The organism is Aureimonas sp. CAS, from assembly GCF_059838215.1.
In genome coordinates, this window is record NZ_CM187563.1 from 2,991,454 (window position 1) to 3,017,798 (window position 26,345).

At 69.2% G+C, this 26,345-nt stretch carries 29 protein-coding genes; 8 read left to right on the top strand and 21 right to left on the bottom strand.

Annotation, left to right across the window (positions count from 1 at the left end; genetic code table 11):
• Window positions 1-9: 9 nt before the first annotated feature.
• On the bottom strand, window positions 10-525 hold the full coding sequence (locus AC6R2M_RS14335) for a L,D-transpeptidase (protein WP_500483256.1): 516 nt from the start codon (window positions 523-525) through the stop codon (window positions 10-12).
• A gap of 50 nt (window positions 526-575) precedes the next feature.
• Window positions 576-1,502: a LysR family transcriptional regulator gene (locus AC6R2M_RS14340; protein ID WP_500483258.1), complete on the bottom strand. Its 927-nt coding sequence runs from the start codon at window positions 1,500-1,502 to the stop codon at window positions 576-578.
• A gap of 509 nt (window positions 1,503-2,011) precedes the next feature.
• On the opposite strand from AC6R2M_RS14340, the gene odc2 reads away from it, so the two are divergent.
• Window positions 2,012-3,145: an ornithine/lysine decarboxylase gene (gene odc2 / locus AC6R2M_RS14345; protein ID WP_500483260.1), complete on the top strand. Its 1,134-nt coding sequence runs from the start codon at window positions 2,012-2,014 to the stop codon at window positions 3,143-3,145.
• Here the strand turns inward: odc2 and AC6R2M_RS14350 are convergent.
• Window positions 3,138-4,055, bottom strand: a complete 918-nt coding sequence (locus AC6R2M_RS14350; RefSeq protein WP_500483262.1) for a LysR family transcriptional regulator ArgP — start codon at window positions 4,053-4,055, stop codon at window positions 3,138-3,140. The two genes, odc2 and AC6R2M_RS14350, sit on opposite strands and share 8 nt — an antisense overlap.
• An 88-nt stretch (window positions 4,056-4,143) precedes the next feature.
• Here AC6R2M_RS14350 and AC6R2M_RS14355 point away from each other — a divergent pair, with 88 nt between their 5' ends.
• Together AC6R2M_RS14355 and AC6R2M_RS14360 are read left to right on the top strand one after the other, a co-directional pair.
• Window positions 4,144-4,758 carry a LysE/ArgO family amino acid transporter gene (locus AC6R2M_RS14355; protein ID WP_500483264.1) on the top strand — a complete coding sequence of 205 codons (615 nt, stop codon included), beginning with the start codon at window positions 4,144-4,146 and terminating at the stop codon, window positions 4,756-4,758.
• A gap of 239 nt (window positions 4,759-4,997) precedes the next feature.
• Window positions 4,998-5,312, top strand: a complete 315-nt coding sequence (locus AC6R2M_RS14360; RefSeq protein ID WP_500483266.1) for an I78 family peptidase inhibitor — start codon at window positions 4,998-5,000, stop codon at window positions 5,310-5,312.
• Window positions 5,313-5,389: 77 nt separating this feature from the next.
• Here AC6R2M_RS14360 and clpB read toward each other — a convergent pair whose 3' ends face one another.
• From clpB to AC6R2M_RS14390, 6 genes are all read right to left on the bottom strand, one after another.
• Window positions 5,390-8,005 (bottom strand): ATP-dependent chaperone ClpB, encoded by a 2,616-nt coding sequence (gene clpB / locus AC6R2M_RS14365; RefSeq protein ID WP_500483268.1) that lies wholly within the window; start codon window positions 8,003-8,005, stop codon window positions 5,390-5,392.
• Between the two features lie 194 nt (window positions 8,006-8,199).
• Entirely contained in the window at window positions 8,200-9,312 is a 1,113-nt protein-coding gene (locus tag AC6R2M_RS14370) for a DUF4167 domain-containing protein (protein WP_500483270.1), read from the bottom strand.
• Between the two features lie 349 nt (window positions 9,313-9,661).
• Window positions 9,662-10,522: a peptide chain release factor N(5)-glutamine methyltransferase gene (gene prmC, locus AC6R2M_RS14375; protein WP_500483272.1), complete on the bottom strand. Its 861-nt coding sequence runs from the start codon at window positions 10,520-10,522 to the stop codon at window positions 9,662-9,664.
• An 11-nt stretch (window positions 10,523-10,533) separates the two neighbouring features.
• A complete protein-coding gene (prfA, locus tag AC6R2M_RS14380) occupies window positions 10,534-11,613 on the bottom strand; it encodes a peptide chain release factor 1 (protein ID WP_500483274.1) in 1,080 nt (359 codons plus the stop codon).
• Window positions 11,614-11,679: 66 nt separating this feature from the next.
• Window positions 11,680-13,944: a phosphoenolpyruvate--protein phosphotransferase gene (ptsP, locus tag AC6R2M_RS14385; protein ID WP_500483276.1), complete on the bottom strand. Its 2,265-nt coding sequence runs from the start codon at window positions 13,942-13,944 to the stop codon at window positions 11,680-11,682.
• 77 nt (window positions 13,945-14,021) lie between these two features.
• Window positions 14,022-15,281 (bottom strand): aspartate kinase, encoded by a 1,260-nt coding sequence (locus AC6R2M_RS14390; protein ID WP_500483278.1) that lies wholly within the window; start codon window positions 15,279-15,281, stop codon window positions 14,022-14,024.
• Window positions 15,282-15,560: 279 nt separating this feature from the next.
• Here AC6R2M_RS14390 and AC6R2M_RS14395 point away from each other — a divergent pair, with 279 nt between their 5' ends.
• The 4 genes from AC6R2M_RS14395 to AC6R2M_RS14410 all read left to right on the top strand — a co-directional run bounded on the left by AC6R2M_RS14395 (window position 15,561) and on the right by AC6R2M_RS14410 (window position 18,674).
• The gene (locus AC6R2M_RS14395; protein WP_500483280.1) at window positions 15,561-16,406 is read left to right on the top strand and encodes an SDR family oxidoreductase; all 846 of its coding nucleotides are present in this window, start codon (window positions 15,561-15,563) and stop codon (window positions 16,404-16,406) included.
• Window positions 16,407-16,511: 105 nt separating this feature from the next.
• The gene (ubiG, locus tag AC6R2M_RS14400; protein WP_500483282.1) at window positions 16,512-17,255 is read left to right on the top strand and encodes a bifunctional 2-polyprenyl-6-hydroxyphenol methylase/3-demethylubiquinol 3-O-methyltransferase UbiG; all 744 of its coding nucleotides are present in this window, start codon (window positions 16,512-16,514) and stop codon (window positions 17,253-17,255) included.
• Window positions 17,256-17,368: 113 nt separating this feature from the next.
• Window positions 17,369-17,839, top strand: coding sequence for a hypothetical protein (locus tag AC6R2M_RS14405; protein WP_500483284.1), 471 nt, complete (start codon window positions 17,369-17,371; stop codon window positions 17,837-17,839).
• Window positions 17,840-18,203: 364 nt separating this feature from the next.
• Window positions 18,204-18,674 carry a Dps family protein gene (locus AC6R2M_RS14410; protein ID WP_500483286.1) on the top strand — a complete coding sequence of 157 codons (471 nt, stop codon included), beginning with the start codon at window positions 18,204-18,206 and terminating at the stop codon, window positions 18,672-18,674.
• Window positions 18,675-18,771: 97 nt separating this feature from the next.
• On the opposite strand, the gene AC6R2M_RS14415 is transcribed toward AC6R2M_RS14410, so the two are convergent.
• The 6 genes from AC6R2M_RS14415 to AC6R2M_RS14440 are packed head-to-tail and all read right to left on the bottom strand — an operon-like array spanning window position 18,772 to window position 21,747.
• Window positions 18,772-19,065 carry a DUF1289 domain-containing protein gene (locus tag AC6R2M_RS14415; protein ID WP_500483288.1) on the bottom strand — a complete coding sequence of 98 codons (294 nt, stop codon included), beginning with the start codon at window positions 19,063-19,065 and terminating at the stop codon, window positions 18,772-18,774.
• 31 nt (window positions 19,066-19,096) lie between these two features.
• Window positions 19,097-19,405 carry a DUF1289 domain-containing protein gene (locus AC6R2M_RS14420; RefSeq protein ID WP_500483290.1) on the bottom strand — a complete coding sequence of 103 codons (309 nt, stop codon included), beginning with the start codon at window positions 19,403-19,405 and terminating at the stop codon, window positions 19,097-19,099.
• Window positions 19,402-19,848, bottom strand: a complete 447-nt coding sequence (locus AC6R2M_RS14425; protein WP_500483291.1) for a DUF1178 family protein — start codon at window positions 19,846-19,848, stop codon at window positions 19,402-19,404. Before AC6R2M_RS14425 ends, AC6R2M_RS14420 begins: the two co-directional genes overlap by 4 nt.
• Window positions 19,845-20,714, bottom strand: coding sequence for a carbon-nitrogen hydrolase family protein (locus tag AC6R2M_RS14430; protein WP_500483293.1), 870 nt, complete (start codon window positions 20,712-20,714; stop codon window positions 19,845-19,847). Before AC6R2M_RS14430 ends, AC6R2M_RS14425 begins: the two co-directional genes overlap by 4 nt.
• Window position 20,715: 1 nt before the next feature.
• Entirely contained in the window at window positions 20,716-20,976 is a 261-nt protein-coding gene (gene grxC, locus AC6R2M_RS14435; protein ID WP_500483294.1) for a glutaredoxin 3, read from the bottom strand.
• A 36-nt stretch (window positions 20,977-21,012) separates the two neighbouring features.
• Window positions 21,013-21,747, bottom strand: coding sequence for a ComF family protein (locus AC6R2M_RS14440; protein ID WP_500483296.1), 735 nt, complete (start codon window positions 21,745-21,747; stop codon window positions 21,013-21,015).
• 111 nt (window positions 21,748-21,858) lie between these two features.
• Between AC6R2M_RS14440 and AC6R2M_RS14445 the strand changes: the two genes are divergently transcribed.
• Window positions 21,859-22,722, top strand: coding sequence for a methyltransferase domain-containing protein (locus tag AC6R2M_RS14445; RefSeq protein WP_500483298.1), 864 nt, complete (start codon window positions 21,859-21,861; stop codon window positions 22,720-22,722).
• A gap of 4 nt (window positions 22,723-22,726) precedes the next feature.
• Here AC6R2M_RS14445 and AC6R2M_RS14450 read toward each other — a convergent pair whose 3' ends face one another.
• From AC6R2M_RS14450 to argJ, 6 genes are all read right to left on the bottom strand, one after another.
• Window positions 22,727-23,053 carry a hypothetical protein gene (locus AC6R2M_RS14450; protein WP_500483300.1) on the bottom strand — a complete coding sequence of 109 codons (327 nt, stop codon included), beginning with the start codon at window positions 23,051-23,053 and terminating at the stop codon, window positions 22,727-22,729.
• A gap of 75 nt (window positions 23,054-23,128) precedes the next feature.
• A complete protein-coding gene (locus AC6R2M_RS14455; protein ID WP_500483302.1) occupies window positions 23,129-23,536 on the bottom strand; it encodes a (deoxy)nucleoside triphosphate pyrophosphohydrolase in 408 nt (135 codons plus the stop codon).
• Window positions 23,537-23,541: 5 nt separating this feature from the next.
• The gene (locus tag AC6R2M_RS14460) at window positions 23,542-24,012 is read right to left on the bottom strand and encodes a PIN domain-containing protein (protein WP_500483304.1); all 471 of its coding nucleotides are present in this window, start codon (window positions 24,010-24,012) and stop codon (window positions 23,542-23,544) included.
• A complete protein-coding gene (locus AC6R2M_RS14465; protein ID WP_500483306.1) occupies window positions 24,009-24,254 on the bottom strand; it encodes a type II toxin-antitoxin system Phd/YefM family antitoxin in 246 nt (81 codons plus the stop codon). Before AC6R2M_RS14465 ends, AC6R2M_RS14460 begins: the two co-directional genes overlap by 4 nt.
• 62 nt (window positions 24,255-24,316) lie before the next feature.
• Window positions 24,317-25,105, bottom strand: coding sequence for a GNAT family N-acetyltransferase (locus AC6R2M_RS14470; protein ID WP_500483308.1), 789 nt, complete (start codon window positions 25,103-25,105; stop codon window positions 24,317-24,319).
• Complete coding sequence (gene argJ, locus AC6R2M_RS14475; protein WP_500483310.1) at window positions 25,074-26,306, bottom strand: bifunctional glutamate N-acetyltransferase/amino-acid acetyltransferase ArgJ; 1,233 nt, start codon at window positions 26,304-26,306, stop codon at window positions 25,074-25,076. The genes AC6R2M_RS14470 and argJ overlap by 32 nt, the downstream gene beginning before the upstream one ends.
• Window positions 26,307-26,345: the final 39 nt, after the last annotated feature.

Consider the following 26,345-nt stretch of genomic DNA (forward strand, 5'->3'; position numbering starts at 1 on the left):
TCCGCGCGCCTACTGGAGAACGACCACCTGCGCGCCGACATGGACGCGCTCGAAGAGGTCCGTCACGTCCGCGTTGCGCATGCGGAAGCAGCCGGCCGAGGCCGCCGAGCCGATCGAGTTCGGCGAGTTCGTACCGTGGATGCGATAGGTGCCCCAGCCGAGATTGATCGCCCGCACGCCCAGCGGATTGGACGGACCGGGACCGATGGAGGCCGGCAGCTTCGGATTGCGCTCGCGCATGGAGGCGGTGGGCACCCAGGTCGGATCGACGCGCTTCTTGGAAACCCAGCTGGAGCCGAACCACTGCTCGCTCGGCTTGCCGACGGCGATGTCGTACTGCAGCGCGGTGTCCTCGTCGGTGACGAGGAAGAGCTGGCGCGCGCCCGTCATGATGACGATCGTGCCTGGCTCGTAGTCGCCGATGAAGACGGTCTCGTTCGGGCCGTTGCGGGCGGCGCTGGCGGCCGTGGCCTGGGCGGGGGCGCCGAGAAGCAGGGAGAGGGCGAGGACGGCGAGGATACGCAACGAAACGGGCTCCTGCGGATGCGAAGAAGGGCGCGGCGGGGCGCGGTCCCTCACGCGGGGTCCGGCTGGCCCCCGCGCGTCTCCCCATTGTTGCGGAACCAGCTTGCCAAGAAGTCAACGAAGACGCGCGTTCGGGCCGGCAGATGCCGACGGTGCGGGAAGACGGCGTGGATTCCCGCCTCCTGGGGCATGTAGGCGTCGAGCACCCGCACGAGGCGTCCGCTCGCCACGTCCTCGCGCACGATGAATTCGGGCGCAGAGGAGAAGCCGAGCCCGGCGCGCACGGCCGCGCGGACCGCGAGCGGCGAGTTGGCGCTGAAATTGGAGGAGACCGCGACCGTGATCCGCTCGCCGTTCGCCGGATCGACGAAGGTCCAGCTGGCCGGCGAGCGTGTGTTGGTGTCGATCACCACCGGCAGGCGCGACAGATCGGACGGGTGCGTCGGCACGCCGTGGCGGGCGATGACGTCGGGACTGGCATAGACGACGAAGTCGAGATCGGCGAGGCGCCGCGCGATCATCGCCGAATCGCTCAGGCGCGTCATGCGGATGGCGACGTCGAAGCCCTCCTCCACGAGGTCCACGAAGGCGTCGTCGAGATGGATGTCCAGGGCGATCTGCGGATGGGCGAGGGCGAAGTCGACGAGACAGCGGCCGAGCTCGGAATCCCCGAAGGTGCGCGCCGCCGAGACGCGGACCGTGCCGCGCGCATCGCCCGAGGCCTCCCGCGCCTCCTCGTTGAGCGCGTCGAAATCGGCCAGGATCGCGGCCGCCCGCGCATGGTAGACCAGACCGGCCGCCGTCAGCGCCACCTGCCGCGTCGTCCGGTTGATGAGGAGGACGCCGAGCTCGTCCTCCAGCTCGCGCACATATTTCGAGATGAGGGCCTTGGAGCGGCCGGTGCGCCGGGCCGCGGCAGAGAAGCCGTCATGCTCGATCACCGCGAGGAAGGCCCGCATGCGGGTCAGCGTGTCCATCGTTCCCCTCCCTCATCCGCCGGCCGGGCCCAAGCTTGCGCGAGGATACCGCACTCCTCACGAATTCTACGCCGACCCCGATTTAACGGTTGTGTATGACAGGCGCTCTTTCTATATCGCGCTTGCCCCAAGTCGCACGTGCCTGTGGGCGTCCCCCGATCCTCGAATGCGAGGGCAACCGGGACGGTACCTGGACGTAACACATCCAGTCGCCTCCGCTGCTGGCGGATGCGAGGACGCCTTGAAGCAACGACGGTCCGGGCCTTTCTGGTCTCTCCCGGTCTCCACCACCGGGAAAACTGAAGAGGCACACCATCCTTGCCTGAAGTGCGGCGGGTCCAAGCCCTCCAATCAACGGCAGCCTGAACGCGAATTCGTCGCCTGACCGCGGCGCGTTCGAACATTCGTCTTGCCCGTGGCTCCATGGTCTTGCGCGTGCGCGTCTGCGCACCCAAGTCCCGCGGTCCGCGAGCATGGTTCCGTGCACCTTGATTTCGGGAGAGCTCACCATGGCCACCCAGCGCATCGTCGACTTCCTCGCCACCCGACGACCCGAGGGCCCTTGCCTCGTCGTCGACCTCGATGTCGTGGAGGAGAACTTCTCGGCGTTCCGCCGCGCGCTCCCCGATTCCGCGATCTACTACGCGGTGAAGGCCAATCCGGCCCCCGAGATCCTGAAGCTGCTCGCCTCGCTCGGCTCCAATTTCGACTGCGCGTCCGTCGCGGAGATCGAGATGGCGCTGAACGCCGGTGCGAGCGCCGACCGCATCTCCTACGGCAACACCATCAAGAAGGAGCGCGACGTCGCCAGCGCCCACGCGCTCGGCGTCTCGCTCTTCGCCGTCGACTGCGTGGAAGAGGTCGAGAAGATCGCCCGGGCCGCCCCCGGCGCGCGCGTCTTCTGCCGCGTCCTGACCGACGGCGCGGGCGCCGAATGGCCGCTCAGCCGCAAGTTCGGCTGCGTGCCGGCCATGGCGATCGAGGTGCTGGAGCACGCCCACCGGCTCGGCCTTCGCGCCACCGGCGTCTCCTTCCACGTCGGCTCGCAGCAGACGGACACCGAGGCCTGGGACGGCGCGCTGGCGGATGCCGCCCACGTCTTCCAGGAGCTGGCCGAGCGCGGCATCGTGCTCACGCTCGTCAACATGGGCGGCGGCTTCCCGACCCGCTACCTGAAGGACGTGCCGAGCGCGCAGGCCTACGGCCATTCGATCTTCGAGGGGCTGAAGCGCCATTTCGGCAACCAGCTGCCGGAGACGATCATCGAGCCGGGCCGCGGCATGGTCGGCGACGCGGGCGTCATCAAGGCTGAGGTCGTCCTCGTCTCGAAGAAGTCGGCGTCGGATGAGAACCGCTGGGTCTATCTCGACATCGGCAAGTTCGGCGGCCTCGCCGAGACGATGGACGAGGCGATCCGCTACCCGATCGTGACGGCGCGCGACGCCGACGCGAAGGCGCCCTGCGTCCTCGCCGGCCCGACCTGCGATTCGGCGGACGTCCTCTACGAGAAGACGCCCTACCCGCTGCCGATCTCGCTGACGGTCGGCGACGAGGTCCTGATCGAGGGCACCGGCGCCTACACGACGACCTATTCGGCCGTCGCCTTCAACGGCTTCGAGCCGCTCCGGTCCTACGTCATCTGACCGGAGCGCCCTCCGGCTGCATCAGACTGCGACGCGCGCCCTCCCTAACGGCGCGCGTCAGCCGTTCCAGGGGCCGCTCCGCCCGGCGCGTGACCTGCCAGTAGAGCGGGATCTCCAGCACCAGACCCGGCACGAGTTCCGCCAGTTGCCCGGCCTCGATCAGCGGCCTCGCCATCGCCTCGACATTCATGCCCCAGCCGAGCCCGAGCCGCGCGGCCTCCAGAAAGGCCTCGCTGGAGGGCAGCCAATGGGTCGGCGTCGCGACCGCGCGCCCCACCGCCTTCTGCGCCCAGCGCTCCTGCAGCCGGTCCTTCCGGTCGAAGGTGAGCGCGGGCGCCCTCTGCAGAGCCTCCGGCGTGACCCCGCCGGCGAAATGGCGCGCGACGAAGTCCGGGCTCGCCGTCGCCCGATAACGCTGCGCGCCGAGCCGCAGGACGCGGCATCCCGGCACCGGCCGCTCGATGGCCGTCACCGCCGCCAGCACCCGTCCCTGCTCCAGCCACTGCGCCGTATGCGCCTCGTCGTCGAGCGAGACGGCATAGAGGGCGCGCTCGTCCTCCGGCAGCGCCGCCAAAGCGGGAAGAAACCAGCTCGCGAGACTGTCGGCGTTGACGGCAAGGCTGATCGTCGGTCGGGCGCTCACGCAACCGGCGGAAAGATCGGGGAGCGCCGCGATCAGTTCGGCTTCCAGGAGGCCCATCATCTCCGCGTGGCGGCAGACCGCCTCGCCCGCCTGCGTCGCGCGGGCCGGCGAGGCGCGCACGATCAGCCGGGCACCGACGCGCTCCTCCAGCGCCTTCACGCGCTGCGAGACCGCCGACGCGGTGATCCCGAGCGCTTCGGCGGCGCGCTCGAACGAGCCGGTCCGCACCACCGCGGCGACGGTTCTGATCGCGACGTGATCGAGCATCGACCTTAAGTCCTGCTTCATTTGCCTTAGGCGAATTCAGTAGCGGTTGAAGCCGTTTCGCGCGAGGGAGAACGCGTCCTTCGGAGCGATGCGCGTGAGCCTTTCCGTCCTTCTGACCGGTTTCCTGACCTCGCTGGGTCTCATCCTGGCGATCGGCGCGCAGAACGCCTTCGTCCTGCGGCAGGGGCTCGTCGCCCGGCATGTGCTGCCCGTCGTTCTCGTCTGCGCCCTGTCGGACGCCCTCCTGATCACGGTCGGCATCCTGAGCTTCCGAACGGTGGCGGAGGCGCTGCCATGGATCGAGCCCGCGATGCGGGTTGCCGGCGCGGCCTTCCTCCTGTGGTTCGGCCTGCGGAGCCTGCGCGCCGCGCTGACCTCGAAGGACGCCCTGAAGGCCGCCGAAGAAGAAGCCGGGGGTCGGCGAAGGGCGATCCTCACCGCCTTGGCGCTGACCTTCGCCAACCCGCATGTCTATCTCGACACCGTCATCCTGCTCGGCTCGATTTCGACACGGTTCGGCGACGAGCGCCTGTCCTTCGGGATCGGCGCCGTGACGGCCTCCTTCGCCTTCTTCTTCACGCTCGGCTTCGGCGCGCGCGCCCTGCGGCCGCTCTTCGCGAAACCTGCAACGTGGCGGGTTCTGGAAGCGGGAATCGCGGTGGTGATGTTTTCGATCGCCGCAAAGCTGCTGCTCGGAGGTTGAGGCGTTCGCGCCCTAGAACGCCCTCACCCAGCCCTTCGGGCCACCCTCTCCCCAAGGGGAGAGGAATGGCGCTCCGTCTTGAATCCTGCGCGGAGAGGCAGAGCCGCCGAAACCGCTCCTTCTCCCGGAACGGGAGAAGGTCCCGGCAGGGGGATGAGGGCATCGAAGGGCTCCCCACCGGAACCTCTCCCGCGCCCTTATTGTTCGCAACCCGTAGGGACACCACCCGAGGACCGACGATGACGATCGCTCGAAACCGCAAAGGCGCGCTCACCGCGCCCTTCGCTCTTCTTCTTCTCGCCGGCTGCGTGGCGAACGAGACGCCCGGCGCGCCGCCGCCGCCCGGCGGCGGGTCGATCTGCGAGCCGGCCCGCGCGCAGGCGCTCGTTGGCGGCCCGCGCGTCACCGACGAGGAGGCGCGTCAGCGCACCGGCGCCAGCCTGGTCCGCCAGATCCGGCCCGGCGATCCGATCACCATGGACTTCCAGGACGCGCGCGTCACCATCGCGACCGACCCGGCGAGCGGCGTGATCCGGGAGGCGCGCTGCGGCTGACGGCCGGCGCGACCGCCGTCGAAACGAAGAAGGGGCGCCCCGAAAGGCGCCCCTTTTCATGTCCAGACCGGCTCGGCTCAGGCGGCGACGCGGTCGCCCTCGGCTCCGGCCTTCGAGCCGACCACGTGGAAGATCAGCCGGTCCGAGCCGGACGTGACCTTCACGCGGTCCTGATCCTTCACCTGACCCATCAGGATCTTCTCGGCGAGCGGGTCCTGAACCTCGCGCTGGATCAGGCGCTTGAGCGGACGGGCGCCATAGGCCGGGTCGTAGCCCCGGCCCGCCAGCCAGTCGCGCGCGTCGGAATCGAGCTCGATCGTGATCTCGCGCTCGGCCAGAAGCTTCTCCAGCCGCTTCATCTGGATATCGACGATCGCGCCCATCTCCGAGCGCCGGAGGCGGTGGAACAGGATCGTCTCGTCCACGCGGTTCAGGAACTCCGGCCGGAAGGACGCGCGCACGACCTCCATGACCTTGTCGCGGACCGCCTCGACATCCTCGTCGTCGCCCAGCGCCGACAGATATTCGGCGCCGAGGTTCGAGGTCATCACGATCATCGTGTTGCGGAAGTCCACCGTGCGCCCCTGCCCGTCCGTCAGCCGCCCGTCGTCGAGCACCTGCAGCAGGACGTTGAAGACGTCCGGATGCGCCTTCTCGATCTCGTCGAAGAGGACGACCTGATAGGGCCGGCGCCGCACGGCCTCGGTCAGCGCACCGCCCTCCTCGTATCCGACATAGCCCGGAGGCGCGCCGATCAGCCGGGCGACGGAGTGCTTCTCCATGAACTCCGACATGTCGAGCCGCACCATCGCGGTCTCCTCGTCGAAGAGGAAGCTCGCCAGCGCCTTGGTCAGCTCGGTCTTGCCGACGCCGGTGGGGCCGAGGAAGATGAAGGAGCCGATCGGGCGGTTCGGATCCTGGAGGCCGGCTCGGGCGCGGCGCACCGCGCGGCTGACGGCCTGCACCGCCTCGCCCTGCCCGACGACCCGCGCACCGATCACATCCTCCATGCGAAGCAGCTTATCGCGCTCGCCCTCCAGCATCCGGTCCACCGGAATGCCGGTCCAGCGCGAGACGACCTGCGCAATGTGGTCGCTCGTGACCGTCTCCTCCACCATGGACACGGTGCCGTCCACGGCCTCGGCTTCCTTCAGCTCGCGCTCCAGCTGCGGGATCACGCCATAGGCCAGCTCGCCGGCCCGCTGGAACTCGCCCTTGCGCTGCGCGATGGCGAGTTCGTTGCGCGCCTCGTCGAGGCGACCCTTGAGGTCGGCGGCGAGCCCGAGCTTCGACTTCTCCGCCTGCCAGGAGGCGGTGATGCGCGAGGATTCCTCCTCCAGATTGCCGAGTTCGGCCTCCAGCCGCTCCAGCCGCGCCTTCGAGCCCTCGTCGTTCTCGCGCTTGAGCGCCTCGCGCTCGATCTTGAGCTGCAGGATGCGGCGGTCGATCTCGTCCAGCGCCTCGGGCTTGGAATCCACCGCCATGCGAAGGCGCGCGGCGCCCTCGTCCACGAGGTCGATGGCCTTGTCCGGCAGGAAGCGGTCGGTGATGTAGCGGTTGGAGAGCTGGGCGGCGGCGACCAGCGCGGAATCGGCGATCCGCACCTTGTGGTGCTGCTCGTACTTCTCCTTCAGGCCGCGCAGGATCGAGATCGTGTCCTCGACCGTCGGCTCGGAGACGAAGACCGGCTGGAAACGCCGTGCGAGCGCCGCGTCCTTCTCCACATGCTTGCGGTACTCGTCGAGCGTGGTCGCGCCGACGCAGTGCAGCTCGCCGCGGGCGAGAGCGGGCTTGAGGAGGTTGGAGGCGTCCATCGCGCCGTCCGCCTTTCCGGCGCCGACCAGCGTGTGCATTTCGTCGATGAAGAGGATGACGCCCCCCGCGGCCGACTGGACCTCGGAGAGGACGGCCTTCAGCCGCTCCTCGAACTCGCCGCGATACTTCGCGCCGGCGATCAGCGCGCCCATGTCGAGCGCCATCAGCTGCTTGTCGCGCAGGCTCTCGGGCACGTCGCCATTGACGATGCGCAGCGCGAGGCCCTCGGCGATCGCCGTCTTGCCGACGCCGGGCTCGCCGATGAGGACCGGGTTGTTCTTGGTACGGCGCGACAGGACCTGGACCGTGCGGCGGATCTCGTCGTCCCGGCCGATGACCGGATCGAGCCTGCCCTCGCGGGCGTCGGCGGTCAGGTCGCGCGCGTATTTCTTCAGCGCGTCGTAGCCGCTCTCGGCCGACGCGGTGTCGGCCGTGCGGCCCTTGCGCAGTTCGTTGATGGCGGTGTTCAGGCCCTGCGGCGTCACTCCGGCCTTGGCGAGGATGTCGGCGGTCTTCGCCGTCTTCTCCATCGTCAGCGCCAGCAGGAGCCGCTCGACCGTGACGAAACTGTCGCCGGCCTTCTTGGCGATGTCGTCGGCGGTGGCGAGGACCTTTGCGAGCGGCTGGCCGACATACATTTGCCCGGCGCTGCCCGACACCTTCGGCAGGCTCGCCAGAGCGGCATCCGTCGCCAGCGCCACGTCCTTCGGACGGCCGCCCGCGCGCTCGATCAGACCGGAGGCCATGCCTTCGGGATCGTCGACCAGCGCTTTCAGAAGATGCTCGGGAAGAAGCTGCTGGTGGTCGCTTCGAAGGGCGATCGCCTGTGCGGCCTGGATGAAGCCGCGCACGCGCTCGGTCAGTCTTTCCATATCCATGTCGTCTCTCCGTTGCGCTCGCGCCACCCGAACGGCATGGGCGAGCAGGGTTCAGAGCGGCCCCCGTTCTCGGCGGGCCGGTACTGGACAGGATATGGGATGGGGCCCGAGCCGCCGGAAGGCCGGCCGGACAGAAAAAGGGCCCGGATGGGAAGCCGTCCGGGCCCTTTCGATCGGTCTGGTGCCTTCGTCGCTCAGCCGTTGGAGGCGAGCAGGAAGGCGGGCAGTTCGCTCTTGTCCGAGCCCTCGCCGCCCTCGTCCTCGGCTTTCACCTTGCGCGGGCGGCCGGGCTTGCGCTTGACGGGCGCCTCGGCGCCCGCCTCGGGCGCGGCGTCCTCGGCGCTTTCGGCCTTGCGCGGACGGCCGCGACGGCGCGGCGCGACCACCTCCTCGGCGGCCGAGGAATCGGCGCTGACCGTGGCGGGCGATTCACCGCCGTTCGACGGGATCTCGGCGTTCACCGGCTCCTCGCCGGAGGTCTCGTTGAGACGCGCGCGCGGGGTGCGCGCCCGGCGACGGGCCGGGGCCTCGTCGAACGACGATTCGTCCGCGCGCGGCGCGTTCGCCTCGACCGGAGCCGTGAACTCGGCGGCCGGCGCGGCGGACTCCTCGGCACTCACGGACGAAGTCTCGCCCTCGTCGCGACGGTCGCGGTTCTCGAAGCGGCGCTCGTTGCGGTGGCCGCGATCCTCGCCACCCTCGTTGCGGTCCCGGCCATAGGGCTGGCCGTTCTGGTCGCGGCGGTCGCGGAAATTGCGGTCGCGGCCGTCACGGCCCTCGCGCTGCCCGCGATTGTCGCGCTGCTGGTCCCGGCCGTTCTCGCGGTCGCCCCGGGCGTCCCGCCCGTCGCGATCCTGACGCTCGCCGCGATAGTCGCGATTGTCGTCGCGGTCGCGCCGCTGATGGTTCTCGCCGCGCTGCTGGTTGTCGTTGCGGTCGCGGTACTGGCCGTTGTTGCCGTTGCGGTCGTCCTGACGGCCGCCATTGGCGAAGTCCTCGCCGCCCTCGGCATCCTCGTCGGTCTCGTCGTAGTCGCGCTCGATCTGCGCGGGCTGGAACGAGCCCTGAGCGGCGGCGACGATACGGCCGTAATGCTCGGCGTGCTGGAAGTAGTTCTCGGCCATCACGCGGTCGCCCGCGGAGGTCGCGTCGCGGGCCAGCGTCGCGTAGCGTTCGGCGATGTGCTGGGCGGTCCCCCGGATCTTCACGTCCGGCCCGTTGGACTCGTAGGACCGCGACAGGGGATTGGGTCCCTTGCGTCCGCGACCGCGCATCCGCTTGTTGTTGTTCTGCTGTCCTGGCCTCATGCTCTTCCTGTCTTTCGCAACAGCCGGGCGAGCCAAGGGCGTCGCCATCGCGGGCGGCTCCTCGAATGCCCGCATCGCTCATCTTCCCGAGCCGTCCGCCCGGCCTTGCGACGCGGCGAGAAACACCTCTGAAGATTGTGTCGATCCTGTTCGACGATCCGGTCGCCGACCATGACGAGTGCGACGATGTTCTTCGTCATCGCGCCCGAAGTTCATCAGAACCCGGGTCGAAGGGCTTTTCCCTTCGATTATTCTCGTCTCTTCGTTTCATCCCTTAGAGTCTCGTGTCCAGCCCCACAAGCCATTTCTTCGGTGGGAACCGGCTTTCGCAGAGCTTTTCGACACTGCATCACGCCGGACTGTCGCAAAACCATAAGGCCCGCATATGGCCGGGGAGATCAGCCCCGGTCTCGCGAAGCACATATCCGCTTTGCGCGAAGATCGCCTCCACATCCGGGCCCTGCCCCGCGCCGATTTCCAGAAGGACGTCCCTGATCCTGTCCGGGCGCCGACGAAGCTGCTCCGCGATCGTGCGGTAGGCGTCCAGTCCGTCCGCGCCGCCATCGAGTGCGAGCATCGGATCGTGGCGTCGAACGTCGGGCGACAGTCTCTCGATTTCGGATGTCGGAATATATGGGGGGTTGGAGACGAGCATATCAAGGGGCCCGTCCACCGCGTCGAGCATGTCGCCGGCCGCGGCCTCGAAGCGCGAGCCCACGCCTGCGCTCACCGCGTTGCGCCGGGCCGTGGCGAGCGCGCCCTCCGACAGGTCCACCGCCACGCAGCGGCTCTGCGGAAAGAGCGCCAGCAGCGAGACGGCGATGGCGCCCGAGCCCGTGCCGAGATCGGCGAAGGTCAGATCGGGCTTTGCGCGCATGCGGATCGCCTTGGCGGCGAGCTCCACGAGGATTTCCGTGTCGGGCCGCGGCTCCAGCGTCTCCGGCGACAGTTCGAACTCGTGCTCGTAGAAGCCGCGCCGCCCGAGGATCCGGTGGACCGGCTCGCCCGACGCCCGGCGCTCGACCATGGCGCGAAAGCGCCGAAGGGCATCCGGCTCGGCGCCCTGCGAACCCTTGATTACCAGCCCGGCCGCGTCGAGCCCGAAGGCGTCGCGGGCCAGCAGCCGGGCATCGAGGTCGGGCGTCTCGCTGGTCTCGTGCAGCCGGGCTGCCGCCTCCCGAACCGCGCCGGCGATCCTCGGGCCGGTCATGGCGTGTCCGCTCAGTTCGAGCTGCCGACGGCAGCCAGAAGCGCCGCCTGATGGTCCGCGACGAGCGCGTCCACCAGTTCGTCGAGATCGCCGTCGATGACGCGGTCGAGCTTGTAGAGCGTCAGGTTGATGCGGTGGTCCGTCACCCGCCCTTGCGGAAAATTGTAGGTGCGGATGCGCTCGGAGCGGTCGCCCGAGCCGACCTGGCTCTTGCGCGCGGCCGAGCGCTCGTCGTCGGCGCGCTGGCGCTCCATGTCGTAGAGACGGGCCTTCAGAACCTGCATGGCGCGCGCCCGGTTCTGGTGCTGCGACTTCTCGGACGAGGTGACGACGATGCCGGTCGGCAGATGGGTGATGCGCACGGCCGAGTCGGTCGTGTTGACGTGCTGGCCGCCCGCGCCCGAGGCGCGCATCGTGTCGATGCGGATGTCCTCGGCGCGCACCTCGATGTCGATGTCCTCGGCCTCGGGAAGCACGGCGACGGTGGCGGCGGAGGTGTGGATGCGCCCCTGCGCCTCGGTGGCGGGCACGCGCTGGACGCGGTGGACGCCGCTCTCGAACTTCAGACGGGAGAAGACGCCGCGCCCCGTGACGGAGGCGATGACCTCGCGAAAGCCGCCGACCTCGCCCTCCGAGGCGTCGAGGATCTCCACCTTCCAGCGGTTCTCCTCGGCGTAGCGCTGATACATGCGGAAGAGGTCGCCCGCGAAGAGCCCGGCCTCCGAGCCGCCGGTGCCGGCGCGGATTTCCAGGATCGCGCCCTTGGCGTCCGCCGCGTCCTTCGGAAGAAGATGGACCAGCACCTCGTTGGAGATGCGCTCCAGCCGCTCCTCCACCTCGTCGACCTCGGCGGAGGCGAGGTCGCGCATCTCCCGGTCGGAGGCCGGGTCGTCGATCATCGAGCGCAGGTCGGCCAGTTCACGCGCGGTGGCCTCGTGCGCGCGGATCGAGGCGACGACGGGCTCCAGCGACGAGTATTCGGCGGCGAGCTTGGCGTAGGTCTCGTGGTCCGGGCCGGCCGCCATCGCGCCTTCCAGATGCTGGAAGCGCTTCAGGATCTCGGTCATCGCGGCTTGCGGCAGGATCGCCATGAGGGCTCGGCTCGAATCGTTCGGTGCGGGGATAGGATCGGATAGCGCGGAAACGAAGGCGTGTCCCTAGACGGGAATGGCGCGCGCGTCGGCCCAGTCCTGCAGGAAGCGGCGCAGGCTCGCGCCGGGCGGCCAACGGTCCATGTAGATGTCGAGCGCGCGTTCCAGCTCGCCGATGTCGAGTTCGAGCAGCATCGCCTTCACCGGACCGATGGCCGAGGAGGTCATGGAGATCGAGCGCAGCCCGATGCCGAGAAGCGCCATGGCCGAGAGAGGCCGTCCCGCGAGCTCGCCGCAGAGCGTGACCTCGACCCCGTTCCGACGTCCGGCCTGGACGATCTGGCGCAGCGCCATGAGGAAGGGCGGCGACAGGTCGTCGTAGCGCGAGGCGACGCGGACATTGCCCCGGTCCACCGCGCAGAAGAACTGGAACAAATCGTTCGAGCCGATGGACACGAAATCGACGAGGCTCATCAGCCCGTCGAGCTGGTAGAGGAGCGAGGGCACCTCGATCATCGCGCCGATCTTGACGACGCGCGGCATCGCGTGCCCGAAGCGCGACAGGCGCTCGCGCTCGTTTTCGATCAGCTGGCGCGCCTGCCGCATCTCCTCGAGGTCGGCCACCATGGGGAACATGACGCGCAGCTCGCGCCCGCCCGCCGCCCGAAGGAGCGCGCGCAGCTGCGTGCGCATCAGCGCCGGGCGGTCCAGCGCAAGGCGCAGCGCGCGGTAGCCGAGCGCCGGGTTCTCCTCCGGCGACTGGTGGAGATAGGGCAGCAGCTTGTCGCCGCCGACGTCGAGCGTGCGGAAGGTGACGGGACTGTCGCCCGCCGCGTCCAGAACCGACGCGTAGAAGCGGCGCTGCTCCTCCACGCGCGGCATGCGGGACGCGATCATGAACTGCAGCTCGGTGCGGAACAGGCCGATTCCGGCCGCGCGCGTCTGCTCGATCTGCGGCAGGTCCACCAGAAGGCCGGCATTCATCAGGAGATCGACGGAGACGCCGTCGCGCGAGCGCGCCGGAACGTCCCGCAGCTCGCGGTAGCGCTGCTGGCGGCGGGCGCGGAACTGCACGCGCTCGGCGAAGACCGATTCCACGTCGGCCGGCGGGCGCAGATGGACCGTCCCCTCCTCGCCGTCGAGGACGATCGGATCGCCCTTCTCGGACATGGAGATGATGCCCTTGGCCTGCCCGACGACGGGAATGCCCAGCGCCTTGGCGACGATCACCACATGACTCGTCGCGGCGCCCTCCTCCAGGACGAGGCCCCGGATGCGGTCGCGGCGGTAGTCCAGAAGCTCGGCCGCGCCCATGGAACGGCAGACGAGGACGGCGTCGCCCTTCTGGTCGTCCACCGGGTCGTCGTCGCGGCCCATGAGCTGGCGCAGGAGCCGGTTCGCCAGATCGTCGAAATCGTGGAGGCGCTCGCGCATGTAGGGGTCGGAGATGTGCATCATGCGCGCGCGCATGTCCGACTGCACCTTCTCGACGGAGGCTTCCGCCGAAAGGCCGTTGCGCACCGCCTCCTCCAGCCGGCGCACCCAGCCCCGGTCGTTGGCGAACATGCGATAGGCTTCGAGCACCGCCCGGTGCTCGCCCTCCGCCGGCATGTCGCGGCGCAGGAGCATGTCCTCGATGGAGATGCGAAGGGCCGACAGCGCGGCGTCCAGCCGCTGAACCTCGGCCTCGGCGTCCTCGGAGAACAGATTGGTGACGACGACGCGCGGCTCGTGCAGGACGACGTGGCCGAGCCCGATGCCTTCGGCGAGGCCGACGCCCTCCAGATGGACGGGCCGCGACAGGTCGAGGACGACGCCCGGGCGAGACAGACCCTCCAGCCCGCCCGCCGCGATCATCTCGGCGACGACCATGGCGACGGTCTCGAGCGCCTCGGCCTCCTCCTCGCGATAGACCCGCTTGTCGGCGTTCTGGACGACGAGGACGCCGAGCGTGCGACCGGCGCGCAGCACCGGCACGCCGAGGAAGGAGTTGTAGATCTCCTCGCCCGTCTCCGGGAGATAGGTGAAGGCGGGGTGGCGCTGGGCGTCGTCGAGGTTCAGCGCCCGCGCGGTCGCCGCGATCGTGCCGACCAGGCCGTCTCCGAGCTGCAGCTGGGCCAGATGGACCGATTTCGGGTTCAGGCCCTGCGTCGCATAGAGCTCCAGCACGCCGTCGGCGCGCAGGATGTAGAGCGAGCAGACCTCGGCCTCCATCGTCGCCGCGATCTGGCGGACGATCTCGTCAAGCCGTGCTTGCGGCTCCAGCGGGTCGGCCATGAGCTCCCGCATCTTGCGCAGCAGCACCCGCGGGCCGAAGGACTCGCTTCGCATCAAACGCGTCTTCCATCGATCGTCTTACGCGAGACAGGCGAACACCTTACCCCTCGATTCGGCGCCTTCGCGCCGTCTCAGACAGGAGCTTTGTCGAGACCGTACACCGAATGCAAGGTCCGCACCGCGAGCTCGGAGAACTCGCCGTCGATCAGGATCGAAATCTTGATCTCCGACGTGGTGATCGCGCGGATGTTGATGCCCCGGCTGGCGAGCGCCTTGAAGGCCGTCGCCGCCACGCCCGTGTGCGAGCGCATGCCGATGCCGATGACCGAGACCTTGGTCAGTCCGCCGTCCGACTGGACGACGTCGAAGCCCATCTCGGCCTCGGCGTCCTCGATGACCTTCAGCGCCTTGGCGAGGTCGCCCGCCGGCACGGTGAAGGTCATGTCGGTGCGCGTCCCGTCTTCCGAGACGTTCTGCACGATCATGTCGACGTTCACGCCGGCATCGGCCAGCGGGCCGAAGATCGCTGCGGCGATGCCCGGGCGGTCCTGGACGCGCCGGAGGGAAATCTGGGCCTCGTCCTTGGCGTAGGCGATGCCGGTGACGACCTGGGCTTCCACGATCTCGTCCTCGTCGCAAATGAGGGTTCCGGGCGGATTGTCGAAATCGCCCATTCCAGGGGCGTCCGGGTCCTCGAAGGAGGAGCGGACGAAGGTGCGCACCTTGTGCACCATGGCAAGCTCGACCGAGCGGACCTGCAGGACCTTGGCGCCGAGCGAGGCCATTTCGAGCATCTCCTCGAAGGAGATGCGCGAGAGGCGCCGGGCCTTGGGCTCGATGCGCGGGTCGGTCGTGTAGACGCCGTCGACGTCGGTGTAGATGTCGCAGCGGTCGGCCTTCAGCGCGGCGGCGAGCGCCACGGCCGAGGTGTCCGATCCGCCGCGCCCGAGCGTGGCGATGCGGTTGTCGGGCGCGATGCCCTGGAAGCCGGCGACGACCGCGACCTGCCCCTCGCCGAAGCGGCGGACGATCTCGGACCCGTCGATGTCGAGGATGCGGGCCGCGCCGTGCTGGCCGTCGGTCCGGATCGGGATCTGCCACCCCATCCAGGAGCGCGCGTTGACGCCCATCTTCTGGAGGGTGATGGCCAGGAGCCCGGCCGTCACCTGCTCGCCGCTCGCCACGACCGTGTCGTATTCGCGCGCGTCGTGAAGCGCCGAGGCGCCGCGGCACCAGTCCACCAGCTCATTGGTCTTGCCGGACATGGCCGAGACGACGACCGCCACCTGATGGCCGGCATCGACCTCGCGTTTGACGTGACGCGCCACGTTCGCGATGCGGTCGAGGTCGGCGACGGAGGTGCCGCCGAACTTCAGGACGATGCGGGCCATGGGAGCTAAGCCGGTTCTGGGCCGAAAGGCGGGTCGCAAGGGATGAATTCGAGAGGCCGTTCCGGCTCTTCTCCATCAAGACCCCGAACGGCAGGCAGCGCGGCAGTAGCCCGTTTGGCCGTCCGACGCAAGAAACGGAGCGCATCGCGATGCGGAACCGTTGACGGCCAACGAACCGCATGTGCGCTTTTCGGAACGGTCCCTTCCCGCCGACGATTCGCCTCCCGACAGACGCCGCGCGATCGGCGCGGCTTCCACGAGATCGAAGGGACAAGACCGATGAGCCAGATTCCGGCCCAGCATCAGGACCAGACGCCGGGGCGCGAGAGCGAGATGACGCCCGCGCCCGAATTCATGCCGCGCTACCCCGGATCGGGGCGCGTGGACGGCAAGGTCGTGATCGTCACCGGCGGCGACAGCGGCATCGGGCGCGCGTGTGCCGTGCTCCTGGCGCGCGAGGGCGCGAATGTCGCGGTGATGTATCTCGACGAGGAGGAGGACGCGCAGGAGACGCGCAAGGCCGTCGAGGCGGAGGGCGCCAAATGCCTCCTGATCGCGGGCGACGTGCGCTCGAAGGGCTTCTGCCGTCAGGCGGTCGAGAAGACGGTCGCGCAATTCGGCAAGCTCGACATCCTCGTCAACAATGCCGGCCACCAGTCCGAGGACGAGGACCTGCGCAAGCTGACGCCCGAGGAGCTCGCCAAGCACTTCGAGACCAACGTCTACGGCTATGTCTACATGATGCAGGCCGCGCTCGACCATCTGAAGGCCGGCGCGGCGATCGTGAACGTCACCTCGGTCAACTCCTACAAGGGCAACGACTCGCTGATCGCCTATTCCTCGACCAAGGGCGCGATCACGGCGCTGACGCGCTCGATGGCCTCGAACCTCGTGGACTCGAAGATCCGCGTGAACGGCGTGGCGCCCGGCCCCGTCTGGACGCCCTTCATTCCGATGTCCTTCCCGGCGGAGAAGGTGGAGGACTTCGGGTCGCAGTCGCCGATGGGCCGGGCGGGCCAGCCGAACGAGATCGCGCCCTCGGTCCTGTTCCTCGCCTGCGAGGACTCCTCCTTCATGACGGGCCAGGTCCTGCATCCGAACGGCGGGACGATCGTCGGCGGCTAAGCGAAGCCCGCACGACCGTCAGGCGGCCGGCGGGACGCCGGCCGCTTGACTTTGGCGCCCTTGAGCGAACATGCGCTGATCGGAGATCTGCGAAAGGACCCTTCGATGAGCCAGGCACGCGCGACCACGATCGACGACGGCGAGATCGAGCGCTTCTCGCGACTGGCCGCCGAATGGTGGAACCCGAAGGGCAAGTTCAAGCCGCTCCACAAGTTCAACCCCGTCCGCCTCGCCTATCTGCGCGAGACCATCGGCGAGAATTTCGGCCGGGATCTTCGCTCGATCCGCCCCTTCGAGGGCCTGCGCATCCTCGACATCGGATGCGGCGGCGGGCTGATCTGCGAGCCGATGAGCCGGCTGGGCGCCGACATCGTCGGCGTCGATGCCTCTCAGACCAATATCGAAGTGGCGCGTCTCCACGCCGAGGAGAGCGGGCTGCCGATCGACTACCGCGCGACGACGGCCGAAGCCCTCGACGAGTCCGGCGAGCGGTTCGACGTGGTGCTCGCCCTCGAGATCGTCGAGCATGTCGCCGACGTGGACCTCTTCCTCACCTCCTGCGCCAACATGGTGAAGCCCAGCGGCCTCCTGGTCGTCGCGACGATCAACCGCACGCTGAAGGCCGGCGCCTTCGCCATCTTCGGCGCGGAATACGTGCTCGGCTGGCTGCCGAAGGGCACGCATCAGTTCTCCAAGCTGGTTCGGCCCGATGAGATCGAAGGCCCGCTGACCCGGGCCGGACTGACGATGACGGGCAGGACCGGCGTCGTCTACCACCCTCTCGCCGACGAATGGCGCCGCTCGCGCGACACGGACGTCAACTACATGGTCGTCGCACGAAGGAGTTAGCGGCGCGGCCTTTGCCAAGGCCAAGGGGAGATGCTAAATCCCGCCCCGTCGGATCAAGTTTTCGGGGAGCGCCGTTCCGCGCTCCGCTGACGAGACCAGAGACGGGACCAGCCATGGCGGCCATCGCACTGCGAGCGTCGAACGAAGCGGAGGACCGCCGCGTCCTCGCCTTCCCGCGCTGCCCGACGGCGGAGCGGATGGCCGCCGCGCGCGTTCTCGACGCGGACGAGCGGCGCGAGCTCGATCGGCTTCGCTGGCTGGCGCTGCGCGCGCAGCTCGCCCCCCGCAACGACCTGGAGCGGGCCTGCTACCTTCTGGCCGGCGAGCGCGACGCCTCGCTGGAGCGCTACGCCGCCGTCTTCTTCCACGGCCTTTCGGCCGCCTCGACCTCCGACATGACCTTCTACCGGCCCGGCGCGAGCGCGATCAGCGACGACGAGTGCTGGCTGCTCCGCCTCATCGCAGCCTATCGGCGGGGCGAGGATGCCGCGGCCGGCGCCCTCGTCGCCTGGCGCGTCGCGCCGCATTCGCGCCGCTGGATGCGCTTCGTCGCGAACGGGCTGGTCCGCGCGCTCGACGCCTAACCGGAGCCGCTTCGGCGGTCTCACGACAGAATCCCATTCCGTTCGTGCCATCGCGCTTCCCTCCGCGCGATCCCGGTTCACAGGCCGGGCCGCAGCTGGCGACCACGCGACGCGTCGTTCGGGATGCCGCGAATGCGGCACCGCTCCCCTCATCTCCGCAAGCCGCAGGCCAGCTCCGGCTTCCAGAGGTGGAGTCGGAACTTGATTTTCTTACTCCAGTTTTCCAGCTTCGATCTCGCGACGCGATCCTTCTTTAGAATGATTCCAAAGAGGGGTTGATCTGCGTTCTCGGAGTCGCTAGTTTGTAATCATTCCAATTCGGGCGGACGACGCCCACCACACTGACCTCTTGAAGGAGAGACCCATGGGCTTCGTTGCCGCCAAGATCGAACCGACCGCCAAGGAAGACATCGTCAACGGCCTGACGCAGGCTCTGGCGGAGACGGCGATCGAGACCCTGAAGGCTCAGAACTTCCACTGGAACGTGACCGGCATGTCCTTCGGTCCGCTGCACGAGCTGTTCCAGAAGATCTACGAGGATCACTTCGAGGCGCAGGACACGCTGGCCGAGCGCATCAAGGCGTTCGACGCCCATGCCGAGGGCCGTCATTCGGTCTATCTGGAGCGCTCCGCGATCAAGGAGCATGACGGCCATGCCGACGCGCGCGGCATGATCGAGGCGCTCCTGAAGGATCAGGAGACCCTGTCGGCCACCCTGTCCTCGCTGGCGCAGGTCGCCGAGGAGCACGGCGACTGGGCGACCAACGATCTCGCCACCGCGCGCATCGAGACGCACGACAAGTTCGCCTGGTTCCTGCGCGCCCACCTCAAGTAGGCCGCGCTCCACGTTCGAACCGAAAAGGCCCGCCGGAGCGATCCGGCGGGCCTTTTCGTCTGGATCGGACCCTCGCGCCCCCGACGGGCGCAGCACCCTACTCCTCGAAGTCGAGCGGACAGGGAACGCCGTCGCGCTCGCATTTGCGGCGATAGGCGATGGCCCAGAAGGCCGGGTTCTTGTGCTCGGTGCGCAAGCGCTCGAACAGGGTCTCGAAGAAGGCGCGCTTGGCCTCGGCGCCGCCGGAGGACGGGAAGGAATCCTTCTCCGCCTTGGTCATGGAGCAGCCGACGCAGCGCCCGGCGCGCTTGTACTTGCACACGTCCACGCAAGGCGACGGGGCGCTGGCCCAGGCCTCGCGCGCGTCGCTCTCTCTCGTCGTCTCGCTCAAAGATCACCGCCCTTGTCTGGAAAGGTTCCAGTTAGGCCGCCTTGCCCGTCTTTTCCACCGTGTCGAGCCGGTCGAGCGGGCACGGCCGGTCCTTCTTGACGCAACGGCGACGGTACATGCGCGTCCAGTAGGCGAGGCGACCGTTCTCTTCGAGGCGCTGGAGCAGTTCGAGGAAGAAGGCCTTCTTCGCCTCCTTCTTCTTCAACCGCTTGAACGCCTTCTTCTCGGGCTTTGTCATCGAGCAGCCGATGCAATGGCCCTTGTCCCGGAACTTGCAGACGGAGATGCAGGGGCTCGGCGCCTTGCGCCAGACCTTTCCCCGCGAGACGACCTCGCTCAATGCCGGTCCTCCGGCAGGGCCGGCAGCGGGAGCGCGGGGATGCCGTCCTCGGCGAGCGCCCTCACCTCCTCCTGCGTGGCGCGACCGTGAATGCGGCGCTTCTCGGCCTCGCCGAAATGGATGCGGCGCGCCTCCTCCGCGAAGCGCTCGCCGACATCGTGCGAGCCCTTGCGAAGCTCGCGCGCCATGGCCTGGAGCTGCGAGCGGATCTCCGCCGCCCTCTCGGGCGGCAGGCCTCCGGCGACAGGCGCCTTCGCCCCGTCTCCGCGCGCGCGCGTCGCGGCCGAGACCGCAGGCGCCATCAGCGCCTTCTCGACCCGGTCGGAGCCGCAATGCGGGCAAGCGACGAGGCGCCGCTCCTGCTGGCGTTCGAAGTCGTCGCCGGAGCGGAACCAGCCGTCGAAACCATGGCCCTCGCCGCAGCGAAGATCGAAGCGGATCATCGCGCGGGCTCTGCCGCGCGCTCGGCGAAATCGGTCGAGAAGGCGCGTCGATTGGCGAGATTGGGAATCTTCGCCCGCGCGGCCGCCACCTGGGCGACGTCGATCTCGGCGACCGCGATGCCCGGCTCGTCGCCGTCCACCTCGGCGATGACGCGGCCCCATGGATCGACGATCAGCGAATGTCCGTAGGTCTCGCGGCCGTCCTCGTGAAGCCCGCCCTGCGCGGCGGAGACGAGGAAGGCGCCGTTCTCGATCGCGCGGGCGCGCTGCAGGACATGCCAGTGCGCCTCGCCCGTCTGGCGGGTGAAGGCCGCAGGCGCGGTGAGAACCTCGGCGCCCGCCAGCGCCTGCGCGCGGAACAGCTCGGGAAAGCGGATGTCGTAGCAGACGGCGAAGCCGAGCCGGACCGAAGCGTCGCCGATCGAGAGATCGGCCACGCTCGCCCGCGTGCCCGGCCGATAGGTGCTGGATTCGCGCCAGCTCTCGCCCTTGTCGAGATCGACGTCGAACATGTGGATCTTGTCGTAGGTCTCGATCCGCGCGCCGTCCGGCCCGAACAGGAAGGCCCGGTTGGCCGCCATCCCCTCGCCCGCATCGACGGCGGTCGAGCCGACATGGAGGACGATCGAATGGCGCCGCGCTAGCGCGCTCGCGGCCTCAACGACCTTGTCCGAATCCGCCGGCCGGAGGAGCTCGCGGAACCGCTCGCGGTCGCGCACGAGCATACCGGTCATCTCCGGCGTCTGCACGTAGCGCGCGCCCTTGGCGGCCGCCTCGGCGACCAGCTTTTCCATCGCCTCGATGTTGCGGGCGGGCTCGGTGCCCGAGCGCATCTGCAGGACGGCGGCGCGAAAGGTCCCGCCCATGTCAGGCGCCCGCGTTCAGGAGCGCGTCGAGCCGGCCGTCGCGCTCATGGGCGAAGAGATCGTCGCAACCGCCGACATGCGTCTGCCCGATGAAGATCTGCGGGAAGGTCGTGCGGCCGGAGCGCTGCATCATCTCCTGGCGCAGCGCCGGCTCGTAGGTCGCGTCCTTCTCCTCGAAGGCGAGGCCCTTCGACTGCAGCAGGCCCTTGGCCCGCGCGCAGAAACCGCAGAAGTCTCTCGTGTAGATGACGATGTCGGGCATGGCGCGCCTCGCGAGGAAGAAGCCCGACATATGCTGTCAGAGCGCGTTCTCCGCAACCCTGGAGAAGGTGAGCACGTCGACGCGAAGGGCGCCCGCCCGCTTCAGCGCGCGGGCCGCGCTCGAGACGGTCGAGCCGGTGGTGAACACGTCGTCGACGAGGAGGATGCGCCGGCCCTCCACCTCGTGCCGGCGGCGCTCGGCGACGGCGAAGGCGCCCCGCACGTTCCGCGCCCGGGCCTTCGCACCCAGCCCGACCTGGCTGGCCGTCGCCTTGACGCGTTCCAGCGCCAGCGGTCGATAGGGAATGCGGGTTCGATGCGAGAGATGCCGGGCGAGCTCGGCGGCCTGGTTGAAGCGCCGGCGCACCAGCCGGTTTCGATGGAGCGGAACGGGCACCAGAGCGTCGGCCTCGGCGATCAGCTCGGTGCCGGCCCGCTCCATCCAGAGCGCCATCGCGACCGCGAGGTCCGTGCGGTCGGAGTATTTGAGCTGGGCCACCAGCCGCGCGCCGACCCCTTCGTGCAGCATGGCGGCGCGGGCGCGATCGAAGACCGGAGGCTTTGCGATGGCGAGCGGCGAGACGGCGCCCTCGCCCGGATCGTAGGGGAAGGGCAGGCCGAGAACGTCGCAGACCGGCCGCTCCAGGAACGGCGCCTGAGCCCAGCAGTGCGGGCAGAGCGCGCCGTCGCTCCCGACCGCCGTCCGGCATCCCATGCAGACGGGCGGGTAGAGGATATGCGCCAGCCCGCTTGCGATCTGCGACAGGAACAAGGACCGGTCTCCACTTGTGCCGCGCGGCACGATACGCCACTTGCGCGGAACGACAAGCGGGCCGCGACAGCCGGTCTTCGCGGACATCGGCATGCGAGGAGACCGACAGCGATGAGCGCCGAACCCTTCGACAAGGCGTTGCTTGAGCGCCAGCGGGCGCGCTGGTCGCGCGAAGGCCAGGAGCCGCCGCTCTTCCTCGCGCGGCACGTGGCCGAGGACCTCGCCGAACGGCTGTCCCTCGTCCAGCGGCGCTTCGAGGCCGGACTGGACCTGGGCGGCGACGGCGGAGAGTGCGCCCGCGCGGTCGAGGCGACGGGCCAGGTCGGGCGGCTCCTCCGGCTCCGCCCGGGGCCGCAGCAGGGGGCCGTGGACGATCCCGTCGGCGACATCGAGGCGCTGCCGGTCGAACCGGAAAGCTTCGACCTCGTCGTCTCGAACCTCGCGCTGCATCTGACCAACGACACGCCGGGAACGCTCGTCCAGGTCCGGCGCGCGCTGCGGCCCGACGGCCTGTTCCTGGGCACCATGCTCGGCGGCGAGACGCTGCACGAGCTGCGGGCCGCGCTCATCGCGGCCGAGACCGAGATTTCCGGCGGCGCCTCGCCGCGCGTCCTGCCCTTCGCCGAGCTGCGCGATGCGGGCGGCCTCCTGCAGCGCGCCGGCTTCGCTCTGCCGGTCATCGACCAGGACCGGCTGACGATCCGCTACGACACGATGTTCCAGCTGATGGCCGACATCCGCGCGATGGGGGGCGCCAACGTTCTTCTGGCGCGCTCGCGCCGGCCGGTCTCGCGCCGCCTGTTCCTGCGCGCGGCCGAGATCTACGCGCAGCGCTTCTCGGATGCGGACGGACGAGTGCGCGCGACCTTCGACGTCATCCACCTGTCCGGCTGGCGCCCGCACGAGAGCCAGCAGAAGCCGCTGAAGCCCGGCAGCGCCAAGGTCAGCCTCGCTGACGCTCTCAAGAGCCGCTGAGGCTTCAGCAGTCGCCCCGGCGCGAGCCGTCGGGGTAGAGCAGGCAGGGCGAGCTGCCCGGCGCCTGCAGCACCGAGCGGCTGGAGACGTAGCGCGAGGGCGCCGCGATGCTGCCCGTCATCACCTCGTCGAGGACGAGACCGCGATCGGCCTCGCGCAGGGGCCGCTCGCTGCCATTGCCGAACACCATGACGACGAGGACGGCCAGCGAACCGGCCGCGACGCCCGCGCGCAGCAGCGCGCGGCGGAACTGGCGGAGCGCGGCCTGCCCGGCATCGGCCGGACGCGAGGACGTCGAACGGGCATCGGCCGAACGGGATACGGGCGGCATGTCGGTGTCTCCGGCGAGAGTGCACCGATCATCTCCGATCTCGGTAAAATTCGACTTAAAACAGCGCCCTTCCGGTCAGAAGAGATCGACGAGATGCGGGATCAGCGGCAGGTCCGCCGGCGGCATCGGATAGTCGCGGAGCTCGCGACGCCGCACCCATTTCAGCCGCTGGCCTTCGAGCGGGCGGGCGATCCCCTCGTAGCGCCGGCAGACATAAAGCGGCATCAGGAGGTGGAAGTCGTCATAGGCGTGGCTGGCGAAGGTCAGCGGCGCCAGGCAGTCGGCCTTGGTGACGATGCCGATCTCCTCGGCCAGCTCGCGGATCAGCGTCTCCTCCGGCGTCTCGCCGGTCTCCACCTTGCCGCCGGGAAACTCCCAGAGCCCGGCCAGCGTCTTGCCGGCCGGCCGCTCGCAGATCAGCACCCGCCCGTCGGAATCGAGAAGCGCACAGGCCGCGACGAGGACGAGACGAGGGGTGGGCATGGCATTCAACCTTGAAGAAGCGCATCGAGCGTCGCCACGTCTTCGGCGAAGGGATCGCGGAAGTCGACACCCAGCGGCGCGAAATGCCGCACGTTCCGCGTGAGGAGCAGGAGCTCGTTCGCTTCCGCGGTCGCCGCGATCTGCGCATCGATCCATCCGATGTCGTGGCCGGCCGAGCGAGCACACTGGAGGAGAACGCCAGACAGATCGGCGACCCGAAGATCCACGCAGAGAACCCGTCCGTCGAAGACCAGGATCAACTGAGAGAGCCAGAGTGTGAGAGCGTCTGCCTTCCGAGAGTGACCCTTGGCCCTGGCGGCCTCGACGCCCGCGCGGATCTCCCCGATCGCGACTGCCGGCAGATGAAGCCGGTCGCTTCGATCCACCAGCCACCGCCGAAGCTTCAGGTCGCCGTCTCCCGCCCGCAACGGCGAGGACGCAGAGATCACGTTGGTGTCGAGGAGGATGCCCTTCAAAGGTCGATCGCGCGCACGGGCCCATCGCCGCGCGCCGGAAGATCGTCGTCCTCGAAGGGCGCCATCAGGAGGAAGTCGGCGAAGCTCGGAACGGCCGCGTTCAGGCGACGCCATTCCTCGATCCCGACGACCACGGCGGTCGGCCGTCCATGCCGCGTGATGGCGGAAGGCGTTCCCGCGACCGCGTCGTCCACGAGCTTGGACAGTCCGCTCTTTGCGTCCCGAAGCTGAATCTCCCGCATTGGACGCCCTCCGTGACCACTCTGGTCACGAAGTTAGGCCGATGGGGTAAAGCCCGCAAGTGTCACGGCGCGGTGCGGTAGACGTAGCGGTAGGCCTCGCGGAAACCGAGCCCCTGATACAGAGCGAGGCCGGCGGCATTGTCCGCCTCCACCTGCAGCCAGCCGGTCCTGGCGCCGCGATGCAGCGTGTGGCGCAGCGCCGTGCGCACGAGGTCGAGGCCGAGCCCGCGCCGGCGCATGTGCGGCGAGACGGCGACGTCGAGAAGCCCCGCCAGATCGTTGTCCGTGATGGCGAGCGCCACCGCGACCGGGTTCTCGCGCCGGTCCTCGCGCACGAAGAAGGCGGTGGAGGGCCGGATCGAGGACAGGATCTCGAACAGACCCTCGCGCAGCTCCGGCGGGCGCTCGTGCACGATCAGCGAGGCTTCGAGGTAGCGCAGCCCGTCGCGGATCGGGATGCGGTCGATCGCCTCCGAGAGGTCGATCGAGACAAGGTCGCCGACGAGCACCAGCGACTCCGCCTCGCGGCCCCAGCCGGCCTCGTCGAGATGGTCTATCAGCCGCTGCGGCGCCAATGGCGAGAGGCGGAAGATCGGCTGGCGGCCGACGCTCCGGAAGTGCTCGACCGCGCGGCGCACCCGCGCCTCGATATGCTGGTCGTCCGAAGGGTCGAGCGGGTTCACCGAGTTCAGGCGCCGCGCCGGAAAGCCGGTCGTGGTGCGAACGCACCAGGTTCCGTCATAGGCCGTGCTGGAGGCGGGCCAGGCCCGGAAGCCCGCCGCCTCTAGCCGGCGGACGATGGCGAGCCGCTTCAAGCGCTCAGCTTCGATAGTCGCCATTGATCGCGACATAGTCCTTGGTCAGATCGCAGGTGTAGACGGTCCAGCGGCCGCTTCCGAGGCCGATATCCGCCCGGATGGCGATCTCGTCCGCCTTCATGGCGGCGGACGCCTCGGCCTCGCTGTAATGCGGGTCGCGTGCCCCCTCGACGGCGACGCGCACGGTCCCGAACCAGATGGACAGCCTGTCGCGGTCGGCGGGCTCGCCGGCCTTGCCGACGGCCATGACGACGCGGCCCCAATTGGCGTCCTCGCCCGCAACCGCCGTCTTCACCAGCGGCGAGTTGGCGATGGAGAGCGCGATCCGCTTGGCCGAAGCGTCGTCGACGGCGCCTTCCACCGTCACCTGGATCTCCTTGCGGGCGCCCTCCCCGTCCCGCGCCACTTGGCGTGCGAGGTCGAGCAGGAGATCGCCGAGCGCGGCGCGGAACTCCGAGAGCCCCGTGTCGGAAGCGTCGGCGACAGGCGCGTTGCCGGCCTTGCCCGTCGCGAAGAGGAGCAGCGTGTCGGAGGTGGAGGTGTCGGAATCGACCGTGACCGAGTTGAAGCTCGGGCCGACGGCTTGCGCCAGAAGCGTCTGCAGAACCGCCGGCTCGATCGCCGCGTCGGTGGCGACGAAGGACAGCATCGTCGCCATGTCGGGCGCGATCATGCCCGCGCCCTTGGCGACGCCGTTGATCGTGACCCGGCGGCCGTCGAGCTCGGCGCTTCGGGTCGCGATCTTCGGGAAGGTGTCGGTCGTCATGATGGCTTCGGCCGCCTCGCGCCAGCGCGACGGCTGCGCCTCGCCCGCCATGTCGGCGAGGAGGTGCGAGAACTTCTCGGCGGGCAGCGGCTCGCCGATGACGCCGGTGGAGGCGAGGAACACCTCGTCCGTGCCGCAGGAGAGCGCGGCCGAGGCGGCTTCGGCCGTCAGCCGCGTCGTCTCGCGCCCCTTGGCGCCGGTGAAGGCGTTGGCGTTGCCCGAATTGACGACGAGAACGCGGGCGCGCCCGCCCTTCAGGCTCTCGCGGCAGAAATCGACCGGCGCGGACGGACATTTCGACGTGGTGAAGACGCCCGCGACGCTCGTTCCCTCGTCGAGCACCATCATCAGAACGTCGGTCCGCCCCTTGTACTTGATGCCCGCGGCGGCGGTCGCGATCCGCACCCCTTCGATGGGGCCGAGCTCGGCATAGGTCTTCGGGGCCAGCGGCGAGATGGCGGCACTCATCCGTTCGATCTCCTACAGCATCGGCCCGAAAATCGAGAT

Coding starts and splice junctions, on each gene's coding strand:
- AC6R2M_RS14340 (WP_500483258.1), bottom strand. CDS start 1,502: ATGGACACGCTGACCCGCATGCGGGCCTTCCTCGCGGTGATCGAGCAT.
- odc2 (WP_500483260.1), top strand. CDS start 2,012: ATGGCCACCCAGCGCATCGTCGACTTCCTCGCCACCCGACGACCCGAG.
- AC6R2M_RS14350 (WP_500483262.1), bottom strand. CDS start 4,055: ATGCTCGATCACGTCGCGATCAGAACCGTCGCCGCGGTGGTGCGGACC.
- AC6R2M_RS14355 (WP_500483264.1), top strand. CDS start 4,144: ATGCGCGTGAGCCTTTCCGTCCTTCTGACCGGTTTCCTGACCTCGCTG.
- AC6R2M_RS14360 (WP_500483266.1), top strand. CDS start 4,998: ATGACGATCGCTCGAAACCGCAAAGGCGCGCTCACCGCGCCCTTCGCT.
- clpB (WP_500483268.1), bottom strand. CDS start 8,005: ATGGATATGGAAAGACTGACCGAGCGCGTGCGCGGCTTCATCCAGGCC.
- AC6R2M_RS14370 (WP_500483270.1), bottom strand. CDS start 9,312: ATGAGGCCAGGACAGCAGAACAACAACAAGCGGATGCGCGGTCGCGGA.
- prmC (WP_500483272.1), bottom strand. CDS start 10,522: ATGACCGGCCCGAGGATCGCCGGCGCGGTTCGGGAGGCGGCAGCCCGG.
- prfA (WP_500483274.1), bottom strand. CDS start 11,613: ATGGCGATCCTGCCGCAAGCCGCGATGACCGAGATCCTGAAGCGCTTC.
- ptsP (WP_500483276.1), bottom strand. CDS start 13,944: ATGCGAAGCGAGTCCTTCGGCCCGCGGGTGCTGCTGCGCAAGATGCGG.
- AC6R2M_RS14390 (WP_500483278.1), bottom strand. CDS start 15,281: ATGGCCCGCATCGTCCTGAAGTTCGGCGGCACCTCCGTCGCCGACCTC.
- AC6R2M_RS14395 (WP_500483280.1), top strand. CDS start 15,561: ATGAGCCAGATTCCGGCCCAGCATCAGGACCAGACGCCGGGGCGCGAG.
- ubiG (WP_500483282.1), top strand. CDS start 16,512: ATGAGCCAGGCACGCGCGACCACGATCGACGACGGCGAGATCGAGCGC.
- AC6R2M_RS14405 (WP_500483284.1), top strand. CDS start 17,369: ATGGCGGCCATCGCACTGCGAGCGTCGAACGAAGCGGAGGACCGCCGC.
- AC6R2M_RS14410 (WP_500483286.1), top strand. CDS start 18,204: ATGGGCTTCGTTGCCGCCAAGATCGAACCGACCGCCAAGGAAGACATC.
- AC6R2M_RS14425 (WP_500483291.1), bottom strand. CDS start 19,848: ATGATCCGCTTCGATCTTCGCTGCGGCGAGGGCCATGGTTTCGACGGC.
- AC6R2M_RS14430 (WP_500483293.1), bottom strand. CDS start 20,714: ATGGGCGGGACCTTTCGCGCCGCCGTCCTGCAGATGCGCTCGGGCACC.
- grxC (WP_500483294.1), bottom strand. CDS start 20,976: ATGCCCGACATCGTCATCTACACGAGAGACTTCTGCGGTTTCTGCGCG.
- AC6R2M_RS14445 (WP_500483298.1), top strand. CDS start 21,859: ATGAGCGCCGAACCCTTCGACAAGGCGTTGCTTGAGCGCCAGCGGGCG.
- AC6R2M_RS14450 (WP_500483300.1), bottom strand. CDS start 23,053: ATGCCGCCCGTATCCCGTTCGGCCGATGCCCGTTCGACGTCCTCGCGT.
- AC6R2M_RS14455 (WP_500483302.1), bottom strand. CDS start 23,536: ATGCCCACCCCTCGTCTCGTCCTCGTCGCGGCCTGTGCGCTTCTCGAT.
- AC6R2M_RS14465 (WP_500483306.1), bottom strand. CDS start 24,254: ATGCGGGAGATTCAGCTTCGGGACGCAAAGAGCGGACTGTCCAAGCTC.
- AC6R2M_RS14470 (WP_500483308.1), bottom strand. CDS start 25,105: ATGTCGCGATCAATGGCGACTATCGAAGCTGAGCGCTTGAAGCGGCTC.
- argJ (WP_500483310.1), bottom strand. CDS start 26,306: ATGAGTGCCGCCATCTCGCCGCTGGCCCCGAAGACCTATGCCGAGCTC.